21 protein-coding genes are annotated in these 21,760 nt (G+C 57.6%); 14 read left to right on the forward strand and 7 right to left on the reverse strand.

Going from position 1 to position 21,760, the window contains the following annotated elements; all coding sequences use genetic code 11:
* Genes PKE98_RS06980 through PKE98_RS07015 form a run of 8 tightly spaced genes read left to right on the forward strand, consistent with a single transcriptional unit; the run spans position 1 to position 7,594 of the window.
* Positions 1 to 462 (forward strand): hypothetical protein, encoded by a 462-nt coding sequence (locus tag PKE98_RS06980; RefSeq protein ID WP_271194552.1) that lies wholly within the window; start codon positions 1 to 3, stop codon positions 460 to 462.
* Between the two features lie 44 nt (positions 463 to 506).
* Complete coding sequence (locus PKE98_RS06985) at positions 507 to 2,003, forward strand: hypothetical protein (protein ID WP_271194553.1); 1,497 nt, start codon at positions 507 to 509, stop codon at positions 2,001 to 2,003.
* Positions 2,004 to 2,015: 12 nt separating this feature from the next.
* The gene (locus tag PKE98_RS06990; RefSeq protein ID WP_271194554.1) at positions 2,016 to 2,726 is read left to right on the forward strand and encodes a hypothetical protein; all 711 of its coding nucleotides are present in this window, start codon (positions 2,016 to 2,018) and stop codon (positions 2,724 to 2,726) included.
* 35 nt (positions 2,727 to 2,761) lie between these two features.
* Positions 2,762 to 3,547, forward strand: coding sequence for a hypothetical protein (locus PKE98_RS06995; protein WP_271194555.1), 786 nt, complete (start codon positions 2,762 to 2,764; stop codon positions 3,545 to 3,547).
* Positions 3,548 to 3,549: 2 nt separating this feature from the next.
* Positions 3,550 to 4,422, forward strand: coding sequence for a hypothetical protein (locus PKE98_RS07000; RefSeq protein ID WP_271194556.1), 873 nt, complete (start codon positions 3,550 to 3,552; stop codon positions 4,420 to 4,422).
* Positions 4,422 to 6,629, forward strand: coding sequence for a hypothetical protein (locus tag PKE98_RS07005; RefSeq protein WP_271194557.1), 2,208 nt, complete (start codon positions 4,422 to 4,424; stop codon positions 6,627 to 6,629). Before PKE98_RS07000 ends, PKE98_RS07005 begins: the two co-directional genes overlap by 1 nt.
* 57 nt (positions 6,630 to 6,686) lie before the next feature.
* A complete protein-coding gene (locus PKE98_RS07010; protein ID WP_271194558.1) occupies positions 6,687 to 7,220 on the forward strand; it encodes a glycoside hydrolase family 19 protein in 534 nt (177 codons plus the stop codon).
* The gene (locus PKE98_RS07015) at positions 7,217 to 7,594 is read left to right on the forward strand and encodes a hypothetical protein (RefSeq protein ID WP_271194559.1); all 378 of its coding nucleotides are present in this window, start codon (positions 7,217 to 7,219) and stop codon (positions 7,592 to 7,594) included. Before PKE98_RS07010 ends, PKE98_RS07015 begins: the two co-directional genes overlap by 4 nt.
* An 89-nt stretch (positions 7,595 to 7,683) precedes the next feature.
* Here the strand turns inward: PKE98_RS07015 and PKE98_RS07020 are convergent, their stop codons facing one another.
* The 6 genes from PKE98_RS07020 to PKE98_RS07045 form a co-directional block, all read right to left on the reverse strand.
* A complete protein-coding gene (locus PKE98_RS07020; RefSeq protein ID WP_271194560.1) occupies positions 7,684 to 8,403 on the reverse strand; it encodes an SOS response-associated peptidase in 720 nt (239 codons plus the stop codon).
* A 48-nt stretch (positions 8,404 to 8,451) separates the two neighbouring features.
* The gene (locus tag PKE98_RS07025) at positions 8,452 to 8,718 is read right to left on the reverse strand and encodes a hypothetical protein (protein ID WP_271194561.1); all 267 of its coding nucleotides are present in this window, start codon (positions 8,716 to 8,718) and stop codon (positions 8,452 to 8,454) included.
* A gap of 74 nt (positions 8,719 to 8,792) precedes the next feature.
* Positions 8,793 to 9,062, reverse strand: a complete 270-nt coding sequence (locus tag PKE98_RS07030; RefSeq protein WP_271194562.1) for a DUF1652 domain-containing protein — start codon at positions 9,060 to 9,062, stop codon at positions 8,793 to 8,795.
* Positions 9,063 to 9,895: 833 nt separating this feature from the next.
* Entirely contained in the window at positions 9,896 to 10,159 is a 264-nt protein-coding gene (locus tag PKE98_RS07035) for a DUF4224 domain-containing protein (protein ID WP_373877818.1), read from the reverse strand.
* Between the two features lie 52 nt (positions 10,160 to 10,211).
* A complete protein-coding gene (locus PKE98_RS07040; protein WP_271194563.1) occupies positions 10,212 to 10,694 on the reverse strand; it encodes a hypothetical protein in 483 nt (160 codons plus the stop codon).
* A 410-nt stretch (positions 10,695 to 11,104) separates the two neighbouring features.
* A complete protein-coding gene (locus PKE98_RS07045) occupies positions 11,105 to 11,929 on the reverse strand; it encodes a 2OG-Fe(II) oxygenase (protein ID WP_271194564.1) in 825 nt (274 codons plus the stop codon).
* 284 nt (positions 11,930 to 12,213) lie between these two features.
* Between PKE98_RS07045 and tig the strand changes: the two genes are divergently transcribed.
* The 6 genes from tig (at position 12,214) to PKE98_RS07075 (ending at position 20,707) form a co-directional block, all read left to right on the forward strand.
* Positions 12,214 to 13,524 (forward strand): trigger factor, encoded by a 1,311-nt coding sequence (tig, locus tag PKE98_RS07050; protein ID WP_271194565.1) that lies wholly within the window; start codon positions 12,214 to 12,216, stop codon positions 13,522 to 13,524.
* A gap of 90 nt (positions 13,525 to 13,614) precedes the next feature.
* Positions 13,615 to 14,259, forward strand: coding sequence for an ATP-dependent Clp endopeptidase proteolytic subunit ClpP (clpP, locus tag PKE98_RS07055; RefSeq protein ID WP_271194566.1), 645 nt, complete (start codon positions 13,615 to 13,617; stop codon positions 14,257 to 14,259).
* Positions 14,260 to 14,362: 103 nt separating this feature from the next.
* Complete coding sequence (gene clpX / locus PKE98_RS07060) at positions 14,363 to 15,643, forward strand: ATP-dependent Clp protease ATP-binding subunit ClpX (protein ID WP_271194567.1); 1,281 nt, start codon at positions 14,363 to 14,365, stop codon at positions 15,641 to 15,643.
* A 153-nt stretch (positions 15,644 to 15,796) separates the two neighbouring features.
* Positions 15,797 to 18,193: an endopeptidase La gene (gene lon / locus PKE98_RS07065; protein ID WP_271194568.1), complete on the forward strand. Its 2,397-nt coding sequence runs from the start codon at positions 15,797 to 15,799 to the stop codon at positions 18,191 to 18,193.
* A gap of 137 nt (positions 18,194 to 18,330) precedes the next feature.
* A complete protein-coding gene (gene hupB, locus PKE98_RS07070) occupies positions 18,331 to 18,603 on the forward strand; it encodes a nucleoid-associated protein HU-beta (protein WP_003239952.1) in 273 nt (90 codons plus the stop codon).
* Between the two features lie 229 nt (positions 18,604 to 18,832).
* Positions 18,833 to 20,707 carry a SurA N-terminal domain-containing protein gene (locus tag PKE98_RS07075; RefSeq protein WP_271194569.1) on the forward strand — a complete coding sequence of 625 codons (1,875 nt, stop codon included), beginning with the start codon at positions 18,833 to 18,835 and terminating at the stop codon, positions 20,705 to 20,707.
* Positions 20,708 to 20,954: 247 nt separating this feature from the next.
* Here the strand turns inward: PKE98_RS07075 and fabI are convergent, their stop codons facing one another.
* A complete protein-coding gene (gene fabI, locus PKE98_RS07080; protein WP_271194570.1) occupies positions 20,955 to 21,749 on the reverse strand; it encodes an enoyl-ACP reductase FabI in 795 nt (264 codons plus the stop codon).
* Positions 21,750 to 21,760: the final 11 nt, after the last annotated feature.

The raw sequence follows: 21,760 nt of genomic DNA on the forward strand, positions 1-21,760 counted from the left end.
ATGGCCTTGGGCGATGCACGCCGCGCAAGCGGCCGCGCGAACGAAGCAAACCGGCGCGCAATTGGCACCACGAACGAGTCTGAGCGCCGGGCTATTGGCCGTCAGAATGAGGCGGATCGGCGCGGAACCGAGGTTGTCGATGAAATCAACAGCCTGGTTAGTCCTCTACCCACCAAAGCGACTTTGCGCGCTGTGCCGCCTGTTGGCCCTACGGCTGCCAAGCGCGGTACCGGCACCTATAAGGCCCCTGCGTCTGGCACCGGTGGTGGCATCGCCAGCCCGGTCACCGAAAAAACCAAGGTGGTCGACGGTAAAACTGTGCCTGACCGCGTGTATTACGCCGCGGGCTTCACCAGTAGCGATGGCCTTTTCATCCTTCCTGCGATCAAAACCCAGAACATGGCCGACGCCAACGGCGCCGATGTGGTGTTCGAGTTTGCCGACCCGGCGGGCACCGTATGAGCACACCAGGGGTACCGCCTTGGGGCTGCCCTTGGCATGGCCTGGTGAAGGACTACCGGCTTACGCTTCCGACCGGCGATCTTCTGGTCTACCCGACGCCAAACGCCGGTGGTTTATGGGAGGCAGGTTCAAACGCCCTTATTCAGCATCCGGCGGCGCCTGAGATCGAGCGATCGAGCGAAGAGGCTGCAGCTGATGCGGCAGCAGGGCGGCAATGGTGGAACAAGGCGATTCTCGCGTGGAACTCGCTGCACGGTAAAAACATTGGTGGTTGGATTTACATTGATTCCGCCGGCGCCTGCTGGCGGGTTACCACCACGCTTTCTGCGCTCCATATGAGCGGGGGCACAGCCGAGGTAAAGCTGAAGCGCTTCGGTTTATTGGGTGGCTCAGCAGAGGAACATACGTACAGCGTTTCGGTACCAAACATGGGGCAGGGAAGCCCTGCCATAGAAGGCTCAAACGGTTCCTACCTGCTCACTCGGTACCATACAAATAAGGTCGGTTCTGCCGCCGTTTTTGAGTTGGCTGTGGGGTTTTCCGGTGACAGGTATGCCCATTGGCCACGCAGGCCCTGTGGCTGGGTTGAAATTAAGCTGAGTGGGCCGGGCGCAGAATGCGTTATTTCCGTTGCAACGGTGAAAAACCGTGCGGAAACCCTGGGCTCGGCCACCACGAGTGAGCTGACCAGAATCCCGGACAACTGGTACGTCCAAGAGCACCCTGCAGAATCGAAGAAGCGTTTAACGCAGACACCGCTCTCGGGGTTCACCACTTTCCTGCTTGTCCAACATGAGGCCGTCTCTGGCATCGAGGCCCGTTCATACACCGGGTATACGGTAGGCATGTTCTACGACGACGCCGGCTTGCATGAACTCACCATCAGCGAGCAGGCACAGACCTCCTATAGTTCGCCACCGGCGATCCACTCCGGTCCTGTTGAGTTCGACTTCAACGCACCTGTCACCGGGAGTTGGTACAGCAGCACAAGCTTCACGACCTCGCTTAGAATCATCTATGCAATCGATGGTGAGGAAGTTTGCACCTACGATTACAGCGCAGTGCAGACCAGCTCTCAGACGGGAACCATCACGAATGGTGCGTCAAACATCGAGTTCACCTGGTCGGTTAGCTACGCGCCCGGAGGCGTAAGTAGCGGGTCGGGAAATATTGTGTGGGTCGTGGACGGAGTAGGAGCCCTTGGTGGTGACTACACCGCGCGCTTCTCGACCGCGATGAGTGACGGGGCGATACCTCGCGATATGGGTGGCAACGGTATTGCGTACCGCTGGAGTACTTCCGGCACTGCCAGAACCATGCGGTTGTTCCCTCATCGCCACGCGAACACGCTTTTTGGTAATTGCGAGCGTTACACCGACCCGCCGGCCACTAGCTACCCCGCCGCCGTCGCCACCCCAGTTGGAGCCCTATCTCTGCCGGTTTTCGTTGGCGGGTCCGACCAAACAGTCTTTGTTTATGGCAGTTGGTGCCCTGTCACCGGCCAGGCCGTGCGCGCTTTAGAACCCGTTTGCTGGGTATAACCGAGGATCACCATGAACTTTGTGAACAACTGGAGTCGGCCGATTGCGCTGGCTGCCGGCGCCGGCACGTTGTCCGGCGTTACCGGCTTGGCAGATGGCGAATACACGCTGACCTTCACTGACTCAGCGACCGCACCCACCAGGTGGGAAATTGTGTTCGCTGTCTTGGCTGGGGGCACTGCCACTCTGCAGCGCGCCCAGGAAGGCACCACGGATCAGGAGTGGCCGGCGGGCAGCATTGCTTACTGTTCGGTTACTGCCGGTGTGTTGCTGGAGGTGTTCGATAAGCTGGCCGTTTACGCCGAGCAGATTTCTAGTCTGGAAGAGCGGGTCACCGCTCTTGAGCCAGCACCCGCGCTGCCGGTGTTCTCCGGCATGCAAATCGACAAGACGTCGGGCGTCTTCGAAAGCTCGACAGTGAACCAGATCACGCTGTCGTTCGAGTACAACGCTGTGAAAGTGCTCGATACCGGCGATCTCGTGCCCGTCTTCGGCGTTCAAGAAAGCACCGAATACGGGGCTGCAAACCTCATTGATGGTGAGACAACTGCCCGTTTCATGCTGGCAGAAGGTGTTGATCTCCCGCCTCACGACGACATTCACGCCACGTTCTACGGCCTGCCAGATGCAGTAATCAGCCTCGTTGACCAGTTCGGAGAGATCTACGCCAGTCAGGCCACGGGATCCGAGAACGGCGGGGTCAGCTGGACTGTCACCCCCTAGCTTTCAACTTCCCAAATACCTAGGAGTAGCCAGCCATGCAGCCGGCCAGCATCCCCCTGTCCATCGTTCAGGGCGCGACACTTCGCGAATCCATTCGCGTTATGCAGTCCACGTTTGAATACCGGCCAATCGCTGCGATATCTGCCACTGCCCCCGTGCTGCTCACTGTTGCCCACGAGCTTCCGAAGGATTGGCCGGTATGGATTCAGAACGTCCAGGGCCTGCCAGAACTCAACCGAGCGTTCAACCAGGCGCAGTTGCTCGCCTCAGTGATCGATGCAGACACGTTGGAAATCAACGCCATATCCGGAGTCGGCCGGAAGGGTGCCGGCGGCATGCTCATTTATCACCCGCCCGTGGACCTGACCGGCGCCACCGCTGTGCTGCAGGTGTTGGACGAGAAGGGCGCCAAGGTGTTGGAAGTCGCACCGGAAGTGCACGCCGCTGGCTGGATCGATATCAACCTGACCGCCACCGAAACTTCTGCCCTCACCTGGCGAAAGGGTACTTGGCTGCTCAACGCGCTAATGCCGAACGGCGAGGTTCTTTCGCTGTTCACCGGCCCTGCCGAGGTCGTGCCCCCGGGCACGTCGCCGAAGCTTTCCGCTATCTCGTCTGGCTTTGTTTACACCTTCGGCACCCAGGGCCCGGCTGGCTCCGGCGACTCGGCCGAGTTGCTTGCATTGATCGCCGCTCAGCAGCAGCAAATTGACGAGATCTTCGCTCTTGTGGGCGGTGGTGAGTCCCCTGTTTTCGTCCTCTCTGGTGAGGACTTCGTAATGTCAGGCGAAAACTTCGTCGTCAGCTCTGGAGTGCATTAAAAATGGCAAATGTTCAAATTGTGGCAGAGCTGGAACGGCTGCAGGTGGCTCACCTAAGCGATGTGAATGCTCGCGCCACTGCTGCCCAGGGTGCCAAGGCGGATGCAGCCTTGCCCGCTGCGGAAGTCGGTCAAAGCGTTGCATCGTTGGTCGGCGGCAAGGTGCCTGCCGGGCAACTGCCATCCTTTGTCGATGACGTTCTGGAGTTTGCCAACCTTGCGGCGTTTCCTGCTTCTGGTGAGTCAGGAAAGATTTACTTGGCAATCAACGGCGGCGACAACCCGTCGAATCCTACGAAGCAGTACCGCTGGACCGGCACGGCATACATGCACATTCCGGCTTCGCCGGGCACCACGGACGATGTGCCCGAGGGCGCCAACAACAAATACTTTTCTGCGGTCCTCGCGCGTGCCGTGACCCTCGGCTCGCTGGCATTGACCAACGCCGCGATCCTGGCCGGCGATACCTTTGAGGTCATGTTCGGCAAGCTTCAGGCGCAGATCAATGCGCTCAAATCCGCCCAAACCTGCATCCCCATTGCGTGCAGCGACGAAACAACTGCGCTCACCGCCGGCGCCGCCAAGGTCACCTTCCGTATGCCTTTCGCCATGACCAACGTGTCGGTGCGCGCAAGCCTTACCGTGCCTCAGACCAGTGGGGCGCTGCTCACCATTGATGTGAAAGAGGGCGGGGTTTCGCTGTTCTCCACCAAGCCTACGTTCGACAACGCAGAAAAGAGCACCACGACGGCGCTCGCGCCTGCGCAAATGACCGACACCACCCTCGCTGATGATGCAGAAATCACCATCGACATTAGCCAGATCGGCGACGGCACCGCCAAAGGCTTGAAGGTGTACATCCTGGGGAACAAGTGATGCTGATGAATCCCTACCGGTACGTTGTGCCGGCCATTGAGTCGAATGCTCCGGCCAAAAACTGGCGGCTGCCCATCAGCGCCGCTGTCGACAGTTTGGGTGATACGACCCTGCAGACCTCGCTGGTCAACTCGGCGGCGGCTCTCTCATTCCCCAGTTACACTGTGGCCACCGGCACGACTCGGACGGTTACGCAGGATATCGAAGCCGTAACCAGCCCCGGCGCCCTGCTCTATTTCATATTCGACCAGGTAGTCACCCCGACGGCGCAACGGTCGTTTGATGGCGGCACCACCTGGCAAGACCTGACGTTCAATATTTCCAGCTACCAGGGCGGCGACATCACGACGGCGGTTAAGCGCGGTCAAATGATCGAAATCCCAGCCGGCGCAGCGTCCAAAGTGCGCCTCAGCGTGGCGAATGCCTCTGGCTCACTGGCAACCGTCTATTTGAAAATGCACCAGCGGCCAGCGATCGGTAAGGCTGACGCCTGGGTGCACCACGGCGCATCGCTTGAATCGACTATGCCCAGCCTGCAAATGATTCAGGCCTGGCGGGCGGCGTTCCCCGACTTTGACCCGATATTTTTCAACTGGGCGCAGAGCAGCCAGAGCGGCGCTCGCGTCAAGGCACTGGTTGATGATTCGATAACCCGTATCCCGTGGGTCCATAACTACCTGTTCGATATCGGCGGTAACGATGTAACCAGTGGTCGCCCATATGTGCAGGGTGTCACCACGTTGCCTAGCTTCGGTCAGGCCTTGGATGCCATCAACGCAGCCGGCCACCTGGCATTGCCGTGCAATATCTCCTATCGCAACTATACCGGCGCGCCAGCGGTGAACGGCGGGGCTAATCAGGAAAACGGCTCGGCACCGTACAACGTAAACATCATCATCCCCACCATGTTGCAAAAAACCCCGTGGGCTGTTGATCCGGTCTTAGGTATCGCGCGCCTCGACTGGTACAACGCGGTAATGGTCAATCGAGAGCTTCTGTCGGACGACGTGCATCACTCGGACGCCATGCGGGCGACTGTTACCATCCCGCTATATGCAGACGTTTACGCTCGATATGTCTATACCGGGGCATGGCCGCTCGGCTTTATGGAGCAGCAGGTGGCTAAAGTCGAAACGCTCAAGGTTGACAAGGATTACAGCCGAGCGGTTGAAATGTTCACCTTCACGCCCGACAGCGCCGGGAAAGCTGCGCTGCTCGCTCGCTTGAATGCCGCACTGGTGCTGCCTGCAAATACAGCGGCGCCAGCCTTGAGCGGTGCGTTTGTGGTTGGCGCGATAGTCAACGGCACCCCCGGCACCTGGGCGGGCTTCCCGACCCCAACCCTCGCCTATCAGTGGTACGCTGACGGGGTAGCTATCAGCGGCGCAACGGCGACCGCCTACACCATCACGTCGGCAGAACTCGGCAAGGTGTTGAAATTCCGGGTTACTGCCACTAACGCCAAGGGCTCGACCTCGGTAGATAGCGCCAACAGCGCCGCAGTGACAGCCGGCAGCAGTTACGACCCACTGACGCAAACCTTGCTGGCGCGCATGACCGCCCAGCCCACCGTGACGCAGGCGAACAAGATTGACACCTTGATGAAGGTGCTCAAGACGATGAACCGCACTGCGTTCGGCATGTTCGCCGCTCACGATAAGCAGGCGGCGCTTTTGGATTGGGTTCGCAGCGACGTTACCTTCACCTTGAGCGCACAAGAGCCGGCTTTCACTGCGCTCGGCGGCTTCAAGGGAACGGGTTCGTCTATCGGCATCGACTTGAAATGCACCTTGAACGCCATCGCTGGCTACACGCAGAACAGTGGCTCGTATGGCTTCGGGATCAGCATTTTGGGCAGTGGCCCCATCATCGGGCAGCTGGAGTCAGGCGCGCCGGTCTACTCGACAACGCCAAGTTCGTTCCGACATAACAACGGCTCTGGCTCAGTGGTGTCGGCAACCGCACTGGCGGTCGGCAACTTCATCGTGACGCGCACTGCATCAACTGGTTTCACCATCCGCAAGGATCAGGTGGCCCGCGAGACGGCTACGCAGGTTTCTGCAGCGCTGGGTGCAACATCGCTGGCTGGGCTTCGTGCGGTGAACGTTACCGGGACGCACCAGATGAGCCACTTCCATATCGGCCCATCTCTCACCGACGCACAAGAGCTGGAGCTCAACGCCGCGATCGCTACCTATCTGGCATAAGCCACACCCGCCACCCAAGCCCGCTGCGCGCGGGCTTTATTTTGCCTGGAGAAAAGTATGCAACTCACCCTGCAGCAGTTGTTGTTGATCCTGCCCGGCGCCCGCAAAGCGCCTAACGCGATCATCGATGCGCTCAATGCCGCCATGGTTCGCTATCGGATCGACTCGCCCGTGCGTGCCGCCGCGTTCCTGGCACAGGTCGGTCATGAATCTGGCCAGTTGCGCTACTTACGCGAAATCTGGGGGCCCACCCCTGCGCAGGCTCGATACGAAGGCAGGCAAGACCTGGGCAATACCCAGCCCGGCGACGGTAAGCGGTTCATGGGCCGGGGCCTGATTCAAGTTACTGGCCGGGCAAACTACCAAAAAGCCGGCGCGGCCTTGGGCCTGCCGCTGGAGGACCAGCCGGAACTGCTCGAGCAACCGGTGCATGCCGCTATGTCGGCCGCCTGGTTCTGGCAGACCCACGGGCTGAACGAGCTGGCGGATGCCGGCCAGTTCCAGACGATCACCCGCCGCATCAACGGCGGGCTGAATGGCCAGGCCGAGCGAGTGGCGCTGTGGGAGACGGCCAAGCGGGTGCTGGCATGAATGAAGTCGCCCTGCGAGCACTGGCCTATGTGCTGGTGGGAGCGTTGGCTCTTGGCACGGGCTGGCAAGTGCGCGGCTGGAAGGAGGGCAGTGATGACGCCATTCGGCTTGAGGCCAAGCAAGCGGGTGAGGACCTGGTGCGCCAGGCCGTCGCCAGCGTGGCCGATCAAACCGCCAAGGCCGTGGCCGGCATCAAGGTCACCAACACCACCATATACCAGAAGACCCGCCATGAAATTATCAAAGAGCCTATGGACCCTGGCTGCCGTCTGCCTGCTGGCTGGATGCGCAACATCAACAACGCGCGATCCGGTGCCGATAGACCAGAGCCTGCTGCAGCCGTGCCTGGATCTGGCGGCGGTGCCGGTGGCTGAGGATGGTACCGGTGACCCGGGCGAGTTGACGCTGGCCGACGTGGCGCTGTCCGGCCAATACCTGGAGTGCCAACGGAACCACCAAGGCCTTATTGAAGCGGTGAAGGCACAGCAACAACTGGGTCGGTAATTCTCTCGATCAGTTCGGGGCCCTGATTGCGTGGGCTGCCCACAGCCTTTGGCACTGGGTACCAGGTGAAAGCGTCGGCGCCCAGGCCTTGGCCGCTCGCGATAGCCAGAGCCCGCTCCGGGTCTGTGGCGGGGTCGAGCCATTCAGCGGCCAGATCTGGGGGCAACACCACGGGGCGACGGTCGTGGATATCCAGCAACCCGGAATCGGCCGCGGCGGTGATGATGGTGAAGCCGTCGCCTTCGGCCTGTTCCAGACCCTGGGTGACCTGGCAGAGCGAGGCGAAGAACAGGGGCGCGCCATCCCTGGCCTTGATGAAGTAGGGCTGCTTTATCTTCGGGTCGTCTGGCTGCTTTACCCATTCATACCAGCCATCGGCCAACGCCAACGCGCGGTGCTTCCAGATCGCCCGGAAGAACTTGCCGGTGGCCACCGTCTCTACCCTGGCGTTGATCGCCGGCGGCATCTTCCCTTTCGCCCAGTGCGGCGCATATCCCCAGCGAACGGCTTCGGCCGCCAGCCCTTCACCGGTGTCGTAAAAGATTGGTGCCTTCTGAGTAGGCGCGATGTTGTAGCGCGGGCCTGCCGCCGGATCCGTTCTGTCCTCGATCGGCTGCATGATAGCCAGCACGTCGCGCCATCTGTTCAGGTCCTGTTCCTTCGCGTATCGCCCACACATGTCTTGTCTCCCTTCACGTCAGCCATAAAGCTCAGACATGCCGACGCGCTATGCGTGCGTACTTTGGCTCAGGTCTGGCTGATCGATCTTGGCTGGCCGAGATTCGTGCGCGATGCCTTTCCAATCACGGTGGTATTTCTTGAATTCGTCGTAAAGCACCCGCCGGGCACCCTCGGTGCCAAACTCGTCAATGAGCATGGCAAGTGCATAGCGTGCGTAGGACTCCACATCATCAAGGAAGATGACGTGCGGCTGTTTGGGATTGAAGACGGAAACCATGCTGCTGATCTGCACGGTTCGAAGAGGTTTTAGCATGGCGCTGACTCAATACTGTTTTTATGTACAGTATTGGGGCGCGCGCGGAATTTCCAGTCTGGCCAGATGAGTAGCTACTTCTGCAAGCCTTTTCGCCACTCGCCAGGTTTCCCTTCCAGTAGTTCACCACGCAACTCAAGCACCAAGGCAGCGATTGCCCGGCTAGTGTTTAGGCCGGCGAGGGGTATGCCTACAAACGACATTCCTTTCTCAGGATGGTCCTTGGGGCTGATCTGCACGTTCAGGGAAACTCCATCAGGACAGGTGCAGACGCATTTCTCTGGAAGAAAAGCTTGCTCGATGATTCGGCTTATTTCGAGGGGAGAAAGGGCGTAACCGTGCATGGCTAGTCCTCTTAGCTGTGGCGGGCGAAGCGTTGAATAGTAGTCGAAATGTTTGGATGGGCAAGTAGGGAAGGGGAGCACCCAGAACGGGCTGATGGCCTGTACCACTTTTTTTACCGATGACTGGTGAAACGGAGTTAAGCGGTGGAGGCCTGCAGGGGAAATAGCCAGCGACCCTCAAGAGTCAAGGACGTTGCTCGATTGCTGCACTACTCTGATCTTCTATCCTGGCTGGCCAGAAGATTTCCCTATGAGAAAAAATACACCACCTACCGAGCCAATAGCCGAACAGTTCGATCTGCTCAAAACCCAGATCGAGAGTATCAGCCATACTTGCGCAACCTTAGCTCAGCTGTTCCGGTCTCGGGCAAGTGCGCCGGACATTCTCAACGAAGTCCAAATGGCGGAGCACCTCGGAATAAGCAAGCGAGCGATCCAACATCGGAGAACTCGGAGCTTTCTTCAAGCCGGAGTGTGTATCAAGGTTGATGGGATCTGGTTGTATAGCGTCAGTCGTTACGAGGCGTGGGTACATGGCCTGTGGCAGGAACCCATATCAGCAGGAGCAAGCAAAAAGGCCGCTCGGTCCCGTGCGATGCGGCTGGTCTAGCGATGGTGTTTGAGGACAGGAAAATGGGTGAGTTAACAGAGACCGAGAAGAAATTGGCAGTGCTCGTGATTCGCGAAATGGACAAGAATCGACGGAGCATCAAGGATCTTGAACGAGGTGCCGATGCGGTTTTGAAGGTGTTCCGCAAGGTTACGTCTCCGCCAAAACGTAGCCTGCTTAAGCGACTGCTACTTCCCTTCGGTAGAATTTGATTCGATAAGAACTAAGGTCTGGACCTTGCTTTACCAAGCCGCAACTGAGGTTCTTTCTTGGGCGCATCGCCCAGAATTTCGGGACCGTATTTGTCGTCGGTATTCGGCCTGAGACCACCCGCATAGTTAACCAGGTCCACGGTTGTCCAAATCACGTTTCGCCCATAGAAAAAACGGATGCCTTGCGAGCGAAGTGATCGTTCGATGTCGCTGCGCCGGGTATATCCGGTAGTACGTTGGAGGTCTTCGAAACTAAGCAACCGGCCACCAGTCATGAGAATCCTCCATCTGCAGATACTTCGCAGCAGTGCAGTTCTGCTAGGTATTTCATTGCGCTAGCTCTGGACGCCCCAACTGTAAGCTGATTCTGACCAGACTGAGCTTAGCTTCCATGCTCCGGTTTGCAGCTTCATTAGTGGTCAAATAATGTTTGGCCTTTTTCAGATATGCCTTGGAGGCCTTCAAAGGTATATGTCCATCCAGCTTGTACAGTTCCCTGTAGAACTCATCGGCCGCTTGCGCATTTGGTTCTGCGATCTCTGCGGCGGCCTGCTGAAATGGCTTCCGAATCTCCACCAGCTGTAGTGCCATCGGCGAGGCTTGAATTTCTTGGACGATTTTGTAAAGCATCATTGCGCCAGCTTGGGCAACTTCACGATTCCTCGCAGCGATGGCTAGCGCTTCGGTGTAATTATCTTCAGCTGACTTCCTTGAAGCCTTCCGCTCCTTCCAAATGAAGATCACTGAGCTAGAAAGGAAGCCGACCACACCACTAGCCAACAGTTTTAGAATCTCCATCCAGGTGGGCATACCCTTCTCCTTGTCAGCGTGACTGTCAGTCCGCGGTGACACTGCTTGTTCGCCGGTAGTTATATCAGTCGATAGCATCCAGCGATCGTCGTCCGGTTGGCATGGCCCACCGGTTTCGCAACCCACATGGATACCCCATTGGGTTGTTGCTAGATCTTGCACGATTGGACTAGGTTATGCTCGAACGTGTCCGGCCGGCCGGCGCTTCGAATCTGAATAGGCCCAGGCCAGCTTCAGGTGTACGTTGAGCTGTACATCCATTGATCTTGTTTGTTAACAATCCAGCATCTGTGGGGTTTAAAGTCGCTGATTTGGGTCTCTCCGTCCGCACCATATAACGCTGTTCGCGCAGCGACAAAAAAGGCAGCTCCGAAAGGGCTGCCTTTTTTCGTTTCTACCGTCCGGGTTTGTCAGCTGAGGTCTTGGGTCTTGTTGACCTGGTCTTTGCCACGCCCGGTTTTAAGTGCCTTGGACACCACGGTACGCAGGGCGTTGTCGATCACCCCTAGCGCGCGTTTGCCGTGCTCTTCAGGGCGGCCGGTGAAAGACGTGACGTGGAAATAGTCAGTGTGATCCGGCGAGTTGACCGAGAAGAAGTAATTGGACACGCAGCAGCGGGGCACCTGCGCTTTGACGGGGCTGACCGAGTGCCAGGAAAGCTTGTTGGTTTCCATGACCACGAGCCTGTTGAATTGGCAAAGGATGGTTTTCGGCACGCGGCGCGCCTCATCCCACAGCTCGAAGTTGCCGCCGTTTTCCAGGGTCCAGTCCGGCGATACGTAATAAAGAAGGTTGAGGCGACGGAAGCGGTCGCGTTGGCCGTCGTGGCTGTTGTCGATGTGCGGGTTGAGGAAGTCGTCCTGAAACATCATGGACAAGCCGCCGGCATACAGGCTTGGGTCGGGCTCAAGGTCGGTCATCGCTACCAGTTCTGACACCTTCTGGACGGTGCGGGCGTCCTGAATGGCGTAGGTCATGTCGCCGAGAATCTGGGCATGCTGATTGAGGTGCGCGGAGGTTCGTTTCTTCTCGCGGAACGATTCGCGGCTGAAAAAGCCATTGCCGTCTTTTGGGAAAGAATCGTAGATCTGGCGGGCTACGTCGACCGGTAGCAGATCGTCGACGACAAAATGGCGCGTGTGTGTGCCGGTTGGATTTTCCCACTGTTCCCGGATGGCTTCAGCGCTTTCGTCCAGCCTTTTCAGCACCAGCTGTACCAGCTCTTCTCGTTCCATGTGCACTGCTCCAGGATAAAAGCCGCGAATTCTAATGAGTTGGCGCGAGCCTGAACACTGTTGCCGGGTGCATGTTTTGTCAGGGTGGGTGAGCAACATCTCCGCCAGGCACCGGTTGTGTCGCCGTCTTCTTATATAGAAGTGCTATTTCTGTAGGGTGATTCAGACCGTTTTCCCCGGTGACATCCTGTGTGGTGACTTCTTGAGTTTTCGCCACTAGAATGCATGCCCTTGATTCTGGGGCCGGAAACGGCCGGCTAACGTCTGTGCAACGAGGAATATCCATGCAAGTTTCTGTTGAAAATACTTCCGCTCTCGAGCGTCGTATGACCATTGGCGTTCCTGCTGAACGCATCGAGACCGAAGTTAACAAGCGTCTGCAGCAGACTGCACGCCGTGCCAAGGTCCCGGGCTTCCGCCCAGGCAAAGTGCCGATGAGCGTTATCCGTCAGCGTTACGAAGACGCTGCTCGCCAGGAAGCCCTGAGCGATCTGATCCAGGCCACCTTCTACGAAGCTGTGGTTGAGCAGAAGCTGAACCCGGCTGGCGCGCCTGCCGTGCAGCCAAAAACCTTCGAAAAAGGCAAAGACCTCGAATACGTCGCTACCTTCGAAGTGTTCCCTGAGTTCCAGGTTGCTGGCTTTGACAGCATCGCCATCGAGCGCCTGGAAGCCGAAGTGGCTGATGCCGACCTCGACAACATGCTGGAAATCCTGCGCAAGCAGAATACCCGCTTTGAAACCGCTGACCGTGCCGCTCAGAAAGACGACCAGGTCAACATCGATTTCGTGGGCAAAGTTGACGGTGAAGCGTTCGCTGGCGGCTCGGCCAAAGGCACTCAGCTGGTTATCGGTTCCGGCCGTATGATCCCAGGCTTCGAAGATGGCCTGGAAGGCGCTAAAGCCGGCGAAGAGCGCGTGCTGAAGCTGACTTTCCCAGCTGACTACCAGAACCTGGAGCTGGCCGGCAAAGAAGCCGAGTTCACCGTTACCGTGAACAGCGTTGCCGAACCAAAACTGCCTGAGCTGAACGACGATTTCTTCGCTCTGTTCGGCATTAAGGAAGGCGGTCTGGAAGGTTTCCGTGCCGAAGTTCGCAAGAACATGGAGCGCGAGCTGCGTCAGGCGATCAAGTCCAAAGTTAAGAACCAAGTGATGGAAGGCCTGCTGTCGGCCAATCCGATCGAAGTGCCAAAAGCCCTGCTGAGCAACGAAGTTGACCGTCTGCGCGTACAAGCTGTGCAGCAGTTCGGTGGCAACATCAAGCCAGACCAACTGCCGGCCGAGCTGTTCGAAGAACAAGCCAAGCGTCGCGTTGTGCTGGGTCTGATCGTGGCTGAAGTGGTCAAGCAGTTCGAGCTCAAGCCTGACGAAGCCCGTGTTCGCGAGATGATTCAGGAAATGGCGTCGGCCTACCAAGAGCCCGAGCAAGTCGTGTCCTGGTACTACAAAAACGACCAGCAACTGAACGAAGTCCGTTCGGTTGTACTGGAAGAACAAGTTGTAGATACTGTCCTGCAGAAGGCCAATGTGACCGATAAGCAGGTCTCTTACGAAGAAGCGGTCAAGCCGGCAGAAGCTCCACAAGCAGCCTGACCCCTACCGTCGTACGAGCAACCATAAGCCAGCCTTCGTGCTGGCTTATGTGTATTTGAGACATGACAAAAGCTAGGGAGCGTCGGATACATGTCCAGTAATCCTTTTATGCCGCAATCGCATGACATTCAGGCCGCTGGTGGCTTGGTGCCTATGGTCATCGAGCAGTCCGCCCGTGGTGAACGTGCTTATGACATCTACTCGCGCTTGCTCAAAGAGCGCGTGATTTTCCTCATCGGCCCGGTCGAAGACTACATGGCCAACCTGGTAGCGGCGCAGTTGCTGTTCCTGGAAGCGGAAAACCCGGACAAAGACATTCACCTGTACATCAACTCGCCAGGTGGTTCGGTGACGGCCGGTATGTCGATCTACGACACCATGCAGTTCATCAAGCCTGACGTGTCCACCATCTGCATTGGCCAAGCCTGCAGCATGGGCGCCTTGCTGCTGGCGGGCGGCGCCGCTGGTAAGCGTTACTGCCTGCCGCACTCGCGCATGATGATTCACCAGCCGCTGGGCGGCTTCCAGGGCCAGGCTTCGGATATCGAGATTCACACCCGTGAAATCCTCACCATCCGTGACCGCCTGAACCACATTCTGGCGCACCATACCGGTCAACCGATTGACGTCATCGCCCGTGATACCGACCGCGATAACTTCATGAGTGGAGAGGTTGCGGTCAATTACGGTCTGATCGATAAGGTTCTGAGCAAGCGGGAAATGGCTGCTCAGTAAGCCTTTTGGCGGCGGTCAGTGATACACGGCCGCCTTGCGGGCTTGAAAATGCCCGCATTTGCCCTCATCTTGTGTTTCAAGCCTATCGGATTGGATTGAACGAATGACTGACACCCGCAACGGCGAGGACAACGGCAAACTGCTTTATTGCTCCTTCTGCGGCAAAAGCCAGCATGAAGTGCGCAAATTGATTGCCGGCCCCTCGGTCTTTATCTGCGACGAGTGCGTTGACCTGTGCAATGACATCATCCGCGAGGAGGTGCAGGAAGCTCAGGCGGAAAGCAGCGCTCATAAACTTCCGGCTCCTAAGGAAATCAGCACTATCCTTGATCAGTATGTGATCGGTCAGGAGCGAGCGAAGAAGGTTCTGGCGGTAGCGGTTTATAACCACTACAAGCGCCTCAATCAGCGCGACAAGAAAGACGATGTCGAGCTGGGTAAAAGCAACATTCTGCTGATTGGTCCCACTGGCTCGGGTAAAACCCTGCTCGCCGAGACCCTGGCACGCCTGTTGAACGTTCCGTTCACCATCGCGGACGCCACCACGCTGACCGAAGCCGGCTATGTCGGTGAGGACGTGGAAAATATCATTCAGAAATTGCTGCAAAAATGCGATTACGACGTAGAGAAGGCCCAAATGGGCATTGTCTATATCGACGAAATCGACAAGATTTCGCGCAAATCCGATAACCCGTCGATTACCCGCGACGTTTCCGGCGAAGGCGTGCAGCAAGCCCTGCTGAAACTGATCGAAGGTACGGTCGCCTCGGTTCCGCCTCAGGGCGGCCGCAAGCACCCGCAGCAGGAGTTCCTGCAGGTCGATACGCGCAACATCCTGTTTATCTGTGGTGGCGCGTTCTCGGGTCTGGAAAAAGTGATTCAGGGTCGTTCGGCCAAAGGCGGCATCGGTTTCAACGCCGAAGTGCGCAGCATCGACCTGGGCAAGAAAGTGGGCGAGTCGTTGCGTCAGGTTGAACCTGATGACTTGGTCAAGTTCGGCCTGATTCCGGAGTTCGTTGGCCGCTTGCCGGTTATCGCAACCCTGGATGAGCTGGACGAAGCTGCGCTGATGCAGATTCTGACCGAGCCGAAAAACGCACTGACCAAGCAATACGCCAAGCTGTTCGAAATGGAAGGCGTGGACCTGGAATTCCGTCCGGATGCCCTCAAGTCCGTCGCTCACCGTGCCCTGGAGCGCAAAACCGGCGCCCGTGGTCTGCGATCCATTCTGGAAGGCGTGTTGCTCGACACCATGTACGAAATCCCGTCGCAGTCTGACGTGAGCAAGGTGGTGATCGACGAAAGCGTGATTGCCGGCACCTCCAAGCCGTTGCTGATTTACGAAAACAGCGAGCCGCCTGCGAAGGCCGCGCCAGACGTGTAAAACACGGTTGTCACATGTTGAAAGCAAGGGGCCTGCGGGCCCCTTTGCTTTTCCTGCGTCAGCGCTTGTTTTTTGTTTTGGCTGCCCCCATCTTAGGTCCAAGGGTATTTCCCACCTGTTTACGGCCTTATGGCCGCCGTAGAGCTGAAAATCATGAAGACAACAGTCGAATTGCCTCTCTTGCCACTGCGTGATGTCGTGGTTTACCCACATATGGTGATCCCGCTCTTCGTGGGGCGCGAAAAATCCATCGAGGCTTTAGAGGCCGCGATGACGGGCGACAAGCAGATTCTGCTGGTGGCTCAGAAGAATCCTGCAGATGACGATCCTGCCGAGGACGCGCTCTATCGCGTCGGCACCGTCGCCACTGTTTTGCAATTGCTTAAATTGCCTGACGGCACCGTCAAGGTGCTGGTCGAAGGCGAGCAGCGCGGCTCCATCGAGCGCTTTATCGAGATTGATGGCCACTGCCGTGCGCAAGTTGCCTTGATTGAGGAAGTGGACGCTGCCGAGCGCGAGTCCGAGGTATTTACCCGCAGCTTGCTCAGCCAGTTCGAGCAGTATGTTCAGTTGGGTAAAAAAGTCCCGGCTGAAGTGCTGTCCTCGCTCAACAGCATCGATGAGCCAAGTCGCCTGGTCGACACCATGGCGGCGCACATGGCGCTGAAAATCGAGCAGAAGCAGGAAATCCTCGAAATCACTGAGCTGGCTCAGCGCGTTGAGCACGTGTTGGCGCTGCTCGATGCCGAGATCGATTTGCTGCAGGTCGAGAAACGTATTCGCGGCCGCGTGAAGAAACAGATGGAGCGCAGTCAGCGCGAGTACTACCTGAATGAGCAAATGAAGGCCATTCAGAAAGAGCTCGGTGACGGCGATGAAGGCCATAACGAACTGGATGAGCTGAAGAAGCGCGTCGAGAACGCCGGTCTCACCAAAGAAGCCCATACCAAAGCGCAGGCCGAGCTGAACAAGCTCAAGCAAATGTCGCCGATGTCGGCTGAAGCGACTGTGGTGCGTTCCTACATCGACTGGCTGGTTAACGTGCCATGGAAAGCTGAAAGCAAGGTGCGTCTGGACCTGGCCAAGGCTGAAGATATTCTCGACGCCGATCACTACGGCCTCGAAGAGGTCAAGGAGCGCATCCTTGAGTACCTCGCCGTGCAAAAGCGCGTGAAAAAAGTCAAAGGTCCGGTGCTTTGCCTGGTGGGTCCGCCTGGCGTGGGTAAAACCTCGTTGGCCGAATCCATTGCCCACGCGACGAACCGCAAGTTCGTGCGTATGGCCTTGGGTGGTGTGCGTGATGAAGCGGAAATCCGCGGTCATCGCCGTACCTATATCGGCTCGATGCCAGGTCGCCTGATTCAGAAGATGACCAAGGTTGGCGTGCGTAACCCGCTCTTCCTGCTTGATGAAATCGACAAGATGGGCCAGGACATGCGCGGTGATCCTGCGTCGGCGTTGCTGGAGGTGCTCGACCCTGAGCAGAACCACAACTTCAACGACCACTATCTGGAGGTCGATTACGACCTTTCGGACGTAATGTTCCTCTGCACCGCCAACTCGATGAACATTCCTGCGCCGTTGCTGGATCGTATGGAAGTCATTCGTCTGCCCGGCTACACCGAGGACGAGAAAGTCAATATCGCGGTCAAGTACCTCGCGCCGAAACAGCTGCAGGCCAATGGCCTGAAGAAAGGCGAGTTGGAGTTCGAAGACGCGGCTATTCGCGACATGATCCGTTACTACACCCGTGAAGCGGGTGTGCGTAGCCTTGAGCGTCAAATCGCAAAAGTGTGCCGCAAGGCGGTCAAAGAGCACTTCCGCGAGAAGCGTATGAAGGTGGTCGTGGCGGCCGATTCGCTCGAGCATTTCCTCGGCGTGAGCAAATACCGCTACGGTCTGGCCGAACAACAGGACCAGATTGGTCAAGTGACTGGTTTGGCCTGGACGCAAGTGGGCGGCGAATTGCTGACCATCGAGGCGGCCGTGGTGCCGGGTAAAGGACAGCTGATCAAGACCGGTTCGCTGGGCGATGTGATGGTTGAATCCATCACTGCCGCACTGACGGTTGTGCGCAGTCGGGCCAAGAGTCTAGGCGTCGCTCTGGACTTCCATGAGAAGCGCGACATCCATATCCACATGCCGGAAGGGGCAACCCCCAAAGATGGCCCCAGCGCGGGCGTTGGCATGTGTACGGCCCTGGTTTCGGCACTCACTCAGATACCGGTTCGCGCCGATGTGGCAATGACCGGTGAAATTACTTTGAGAGGGCAGGTTCTTGCTATCGGTGGCCTGAAGGAAAAACTTCTGGCAGCGCATCGTGGTGGAATCAAGATCGTGATTATTCCCGAAGAAAACGTTCGTGATCTGAAAGAGATTCCCGAGAATATTAAGGCTGACCTGCAGATTAAACCGGTTAAATGGATTGACGAGGTCCTGCAAATTGCGCTGCAATACGCCCCGGAGCCCTTGCCCGATGCGGCTCCGGAGATGGTTGCAAAGGATGACAAGCGCGAGACTGATTCCAAGGAGCGAATTAGCACGCATTAGCCGGGGGGCTTCCTTGACACATTTTTAGAGCCCTTGTTATAAAGCGGCTCTTCTTGTGCCAAATGGCCTTCCAGCACCGTTTTTGCTTTCACCCAAAAATTAAGAAATAAACTCAAACAGGAATAAGGGGACTTAGAGTGAACAAGTCGGAACTGATTGATGCTATCGCTGCATCTGCTGATATCCCGAAAGCTGTAGCTGGCCGTGCGCTGGACGCAGTAATCGAATCCGTAACTGGCGCTCTCAAGGCTGGTGATTCGGTTGTACTGGTAGGCTTCGGTACTTTCGCTGTTAAAGAGCGCGCTGCTCGTACTGGCCGTAACCCACAGACTGGTAAGCCGATCAGCATCGCTGCTGCTAAGATCCCAGGCTTCAAAGCTGGTAAAGCTCTGAAAGACGCCGTTAACTAAGCGTCTTTTTAGTTTTGCCCACCTCGATCAGCTTCAACACTGATCGAGTCGCGAGGCGGTAGAGTAGGGTCGGTTAGCTTACGGACCCAACGCTCACAGAGGTTCCAACGGAGCCTTGATCGCCTCGCCAGCTACGAGAAGGCGCATCCTCGGATGCGCCTTTCTTCTATCCGGATTCTACCCACGCTCCACGGCCGCTTATTTCAGTACGGTCGTTTCTGGGGGACGCATGCTGCAGAACATCAGGGACAATTCACAAGGCTGGATTGCCAAGACCATTATCGGTGTCATTGTTGCCTTGATGGCATTCACGGGCATCGAGGCTATTTTTACCTCGCAAAGCACCAAGCAACAGGCTGCCAAGGTCAACGGTGAAGAAGTCAGCCAGAACGAACTGAGTCAGGCCATGGAAGCCCAGCGCCGTCAGTTGATGCAACGCCTCGGCAAAGATTTCGACGCGTCCTTGCTGGACGACAAACTGCTGCGTGAAGCGGCGTTGAAAGGTTTGATCGAACGCAAACTGCTGCTGCAAAGCACCAAAGACTCCCACTTCGCTTTCTCCGAAAAAGCGCTGGATCAGTTGATTCTCAACACCCCCGAGTTTCAGGTTGACGGCAAATTCAACGCCGATCGTTACGATCAGGTTATTCGTCAGATGGGCCATACCCGTCTGGAATTCCGTCAGATGCTTGAGCAGGAAATGCTTATCGGCCAACTGCGTGCAGGGATATCCGGTAGCGGTTTCGTTACCGATGAAGAGGTGCAGAACTTTGCCCGTCTGGAAAAACAGACCCGCGATTTCGCTACCCTGACGCTCAAGGCCGACCCGAAAGCGGTGAAGCTGTCTGACGATGAAATCAAGGCGTACTACGACGAGAACGCCAGCCAGTTCATGAGCCCTGAGCAGGTGGTGCTCGACTACATAGAGTTGAAGAAAGATGCGTTCTTCAGCAAGGTCGAGGTCAAGGACGAAGATCTGCAAGCGGCCTACCAGAAGGAAATCGCCAACCTGGCTGAGCAGCGTGACGCCGCGCATATCCTCATCGAGGTAAATGACAAGCAGACCGACGCCCAGGCCAAAGCGAAGATCGACGAGATCAAGGCGCGTCTGGACAAGGGTGAAGACTTCGGCAAAGTAGCCAAGGAAGTTTCTGACGACCTGGGCACTAAAGCCAACGGCGGCGACCTGGGTTACGCCGGCAAAGGTAACTACGACCCGGCCTTCGAAGAGGCGCTGTATGCCTTGGACAAAGGTGCCGTTTCGGCGCCGGTACGCAGCAGCTTCGGCTGGCACCTCATCAAGCTGCTGGGCGTGCAAGCGCCGGAGGTTCCGACCTTCGCCAGCCTGAAAGAAAAGCTGACCCGCGATCTGAAAACTGCGCAAGTCGAGCAGAAGTTCGTCGAAGCCAGCAAGGCGTTGGAAGACTCTGCATTCGAAGCCTCCGACCTTAGCCAGCCGGCTCAGGAGCAGGGCCTGCAAGTGCAGACCACCGCTGCGTTTGGCCGTGAAGGTGGCGAAGGCCTGACCGCTAACCGCCAGGTGCTGCAGGCTGCATTCAGCCCTGAAGTGCTGGAAGAAGGCTCCAACAGCGGTGCCATCGAACTGGACCCGGACACCGTGCTGATCGTGCGCGTTAAAGAGCACAAGAAGCCCGAGCAACAGCCGTTGGAAAAAGTGACCGCCGCCATTCGCGACCACCTGATCCAACTGCGTGCTGCTGAAGCGGTAGAAACCAAAGGCAAAGCGCTGCTGGCTGATCTGCGCGAGGGCAAAACGCCGGTTGCCCAGGCCAAAGGCGAGCCCGAGTGGAAAGTGGTGGAAGCTGCTACCCGTAGCCAGGAAGGCGTTGAGCCATCCGTGCTGCAGGCACTGTTCCGCATGGGCAAACCTGAAGCCGCGGACAAGGCCACCTTTGGTGGTGTGACCCTGGCCAACGGCGACTACGTGGTCATTCAGCTCAAGGGCGTCAGCGAGCCGAAGGACAGCCTGAGCGACGAGGACAAGGCCATGTACCGCCGTTTCCTCGCCTCGCGTAGTGGCCAGCAGGACTTCGCGGCCTTCCGCGCGGAGCTGGAATCCAAGGCCAAGATCGAACGTTACTAACGCTCGCTTTTAGCCAATAAAAAACCCCGCCAAGTGCAGGGTTTTTTATTGGGTTCGATTCGTTAGCTTTTGATTGTGAAAAGTCTCAGCAGCAGTGCAAATCAAGATCATGCGGGCTAGAGCAGGGCGAGGCCAACACGGCCCCGGCAAAAATGCGTTTTGAAGCGCAGTTGGCTGTAGCCAATCAGCATTCAAAACGCATTTTCAACGCGGCCACGCCGACGCACAGCCGATCGTTTGGTAACCCTTACTCTTCGATGCTACCCATGGCGGTGGTATTGAAACCGCCGTCTACATAGGTAATTTCACCACTGATACCCGACGCCAGGTCCGAGCACAGGAACGCGCCCACGTTACCGACTTCTTCGATGGTCACGTTGCGACGCAGCGGGGTTTGCGCTTCGTTGGCGGCGAGCATCTTGCGGAAGCTCTTGATGCCCGAGGCCGCCAGGGTGCGGATAGGGCCGGCGGAGATGCAGTTAACGCGCGTGCCTTCCGGGCCGAGGCTGCCGGCCAGGTAACGTACGCCGGCCTCCAGGCTGGCCTTGGCCATGCCCATTACGTTGTAGTTCGGCATGGTGCGCTCGGCACCGAGGTAGGAGAGGGTGAGCAGGCTGCCGTTGCGGCCTTTCATCAGCTCGCGGCCGGCTTTGGCCAGGGCTACAAAGCTGTAGGCGCTGATGTCGTGGGCAATTCGAAAGCCATCACGGGTGGTGACTTCGGTGAAGTCGCCATTCAGTTGGTCGCCCGGGGCGAAGCCAACCGAATGCACGATCACGTCCAGGCCATCCCACTTCTTGCCGAGCTCGACGAACACGTTGGCGATTTCTTCGTCGCTGGCCACGTCGCACGGGAAGCACAGTTCGGGGCTCGAGCCCCAGCCGGCAGCGAATTCTTCCACGCGGCCTTTGAGCTTTTCGTTCTGGTAGGTGAAGGCGAGTTCAGCACCCTCGCGATGCATCGCGGCAGCGATGCCGGATGCGATGGACAGTTTGCTAGCGACACCGACGATCAGTACGCGCTTACCGGCGAGAAAACCCATGGTGTTATTCC

This window comes from Pseudomonas turukhanskensis (assembly GCF_027922365.1).
GTDB lineage: Bacteria > Pseudomonadota > Gammaproteobacteria > Pseudomonadales > Pseudomonadaceae > Aquipseudomonas > Aquipseudomonas turukhanskensis.

Bases quoted from the DNA above. Each gene is read 5' to 3' on its own strand.
- PKE98_RS06980 (WP_271194552.1), top strand. From the start codon at position 1: ATGGCCTTGGGCGATGCACGCCGCGCAAGCGGCCGCGCGAACGAAGCA.
- PKE98_RS06990 (WP_271194554.1), top strand. From the start codon at position 2,016: ATGAACTTTGTGAACAACTGGAGTCGGCCGATTGCGCTGGCTGCCGGC.
- PKE98_RS06995 (WP_271194555.1), top strand. From the start codon at position 2,762: ATGCAGCCGGCCAGCATCCCCCTGTCCATCGTTCAGGGCGCGACACTT.
- PKE98_RS07000 (WP_271194556.1), top strand. From the start codon at position 3,550: ATGGCAAATGTTCAAATTGTGGCAGAGCTGGAACGGCTGCAGGTGGCT.
- PKE98_RS07005 (WP_271194557.1), top strand. From the start codon at position 4,422: ATGCTGATGAATCCCTACCGGTACGTTGTGCCGGCCATTGAGTCGAAT.
- PKE98_RS07010 (WP_271194558.1), top strand. From the start codon at position 6,687: ATGCAACTCACCCTGCAGCAGTTGTTGTTGATCCTGCCCGGCGCCCGC.
- PKE98_RS07015 (WP_271194559.1), top strand. From the start codon at position 7,217: ATGAATGAAGTCGCCCTGCGAGCACTGGCCTATGTGCTGGTGGGAGCG.
- PKE98_RS07020 (WP_271194560.1), bottom strand. From the start codon at position 8,403: ATGTGTGGGCGATACGCGAAGGAACAGGACCTGAACAGATGGCGCGAC.
- PKE98_RS07025 (WP_271194561.1), bottom strand. From the start codon at position 8,718: ATGCTAAAACCTCTTCGAACCGTGCAGATCAGCAGCATGGTTTCCGTC.
- PKE98_RS07030 (WP_271194562.1), bottom strand. From the start codon at position 9,062: ATGCACGGTTACGCCCTTTCTCCCCTCGAAATAAGCCGAATCATCGAG.
- PKE98_RS07035 (WP_373877818.1), bottom strand. From the start codon at position 10,159: ATGACTGGTGGCCGGTTGCTTAGTTTCGAAGACCTCCAACGTACTACC.
- PKE98_RS07040 (WP_271194563.1), bottom strand. From the start codon at position 10,694: ATGCCCACCTGGATGGAGATTCTAAAACTGTTGGCTAGTGGTGTGGTC.
- PKE98_RS07045 (WP_271194564.1), bottom strand. From the start codon at position 11,929: ATGGAACGAGAAGAGCTGGTACAGCTGGTGCTGAAAAGGCTGGACGAA.
- tig (WP_271194565.1), top strand. From the start codon at position 12,214: ATGCAAGTTTCTGTTGAAAATACTTCCGCTCTCGAGCGTCGTATGACC.
- clpP (WP_271194566.1), top strand. From the start codon at position 13,615: ATGTCCAGTAATCCTTTTATGCCGCAATCGCATGACATTCAGGCCGCT.
- clpX (WP_271194567.1), top strand. From the start codon at position 14,363: ATGACTGACACCCGCAACGGCGAGGACAACGGCAAACTGCTTTATTGC.
- lon (WP_271194568.1), top strand. From the start codon at position 15,797: ATGAAGACAACAGTCGAATTGCCTCTCTTGCCACTGCGTGATGTCGTG.
- PKE98_RS07075 (WP_271194569.1), top strand. From the start codon at position 18,833: ATGCTGCAGAACATCAGGGACAATTCACAAGGCTGGATTGCCAAGACC.
- fabI (WP_271194570.1), bottom strand. From the start codon at position 21,749: ATGGGTTTTCTCGCCGGTAAGCGCGTACTGATCGTCGGTGTCGCTAGC.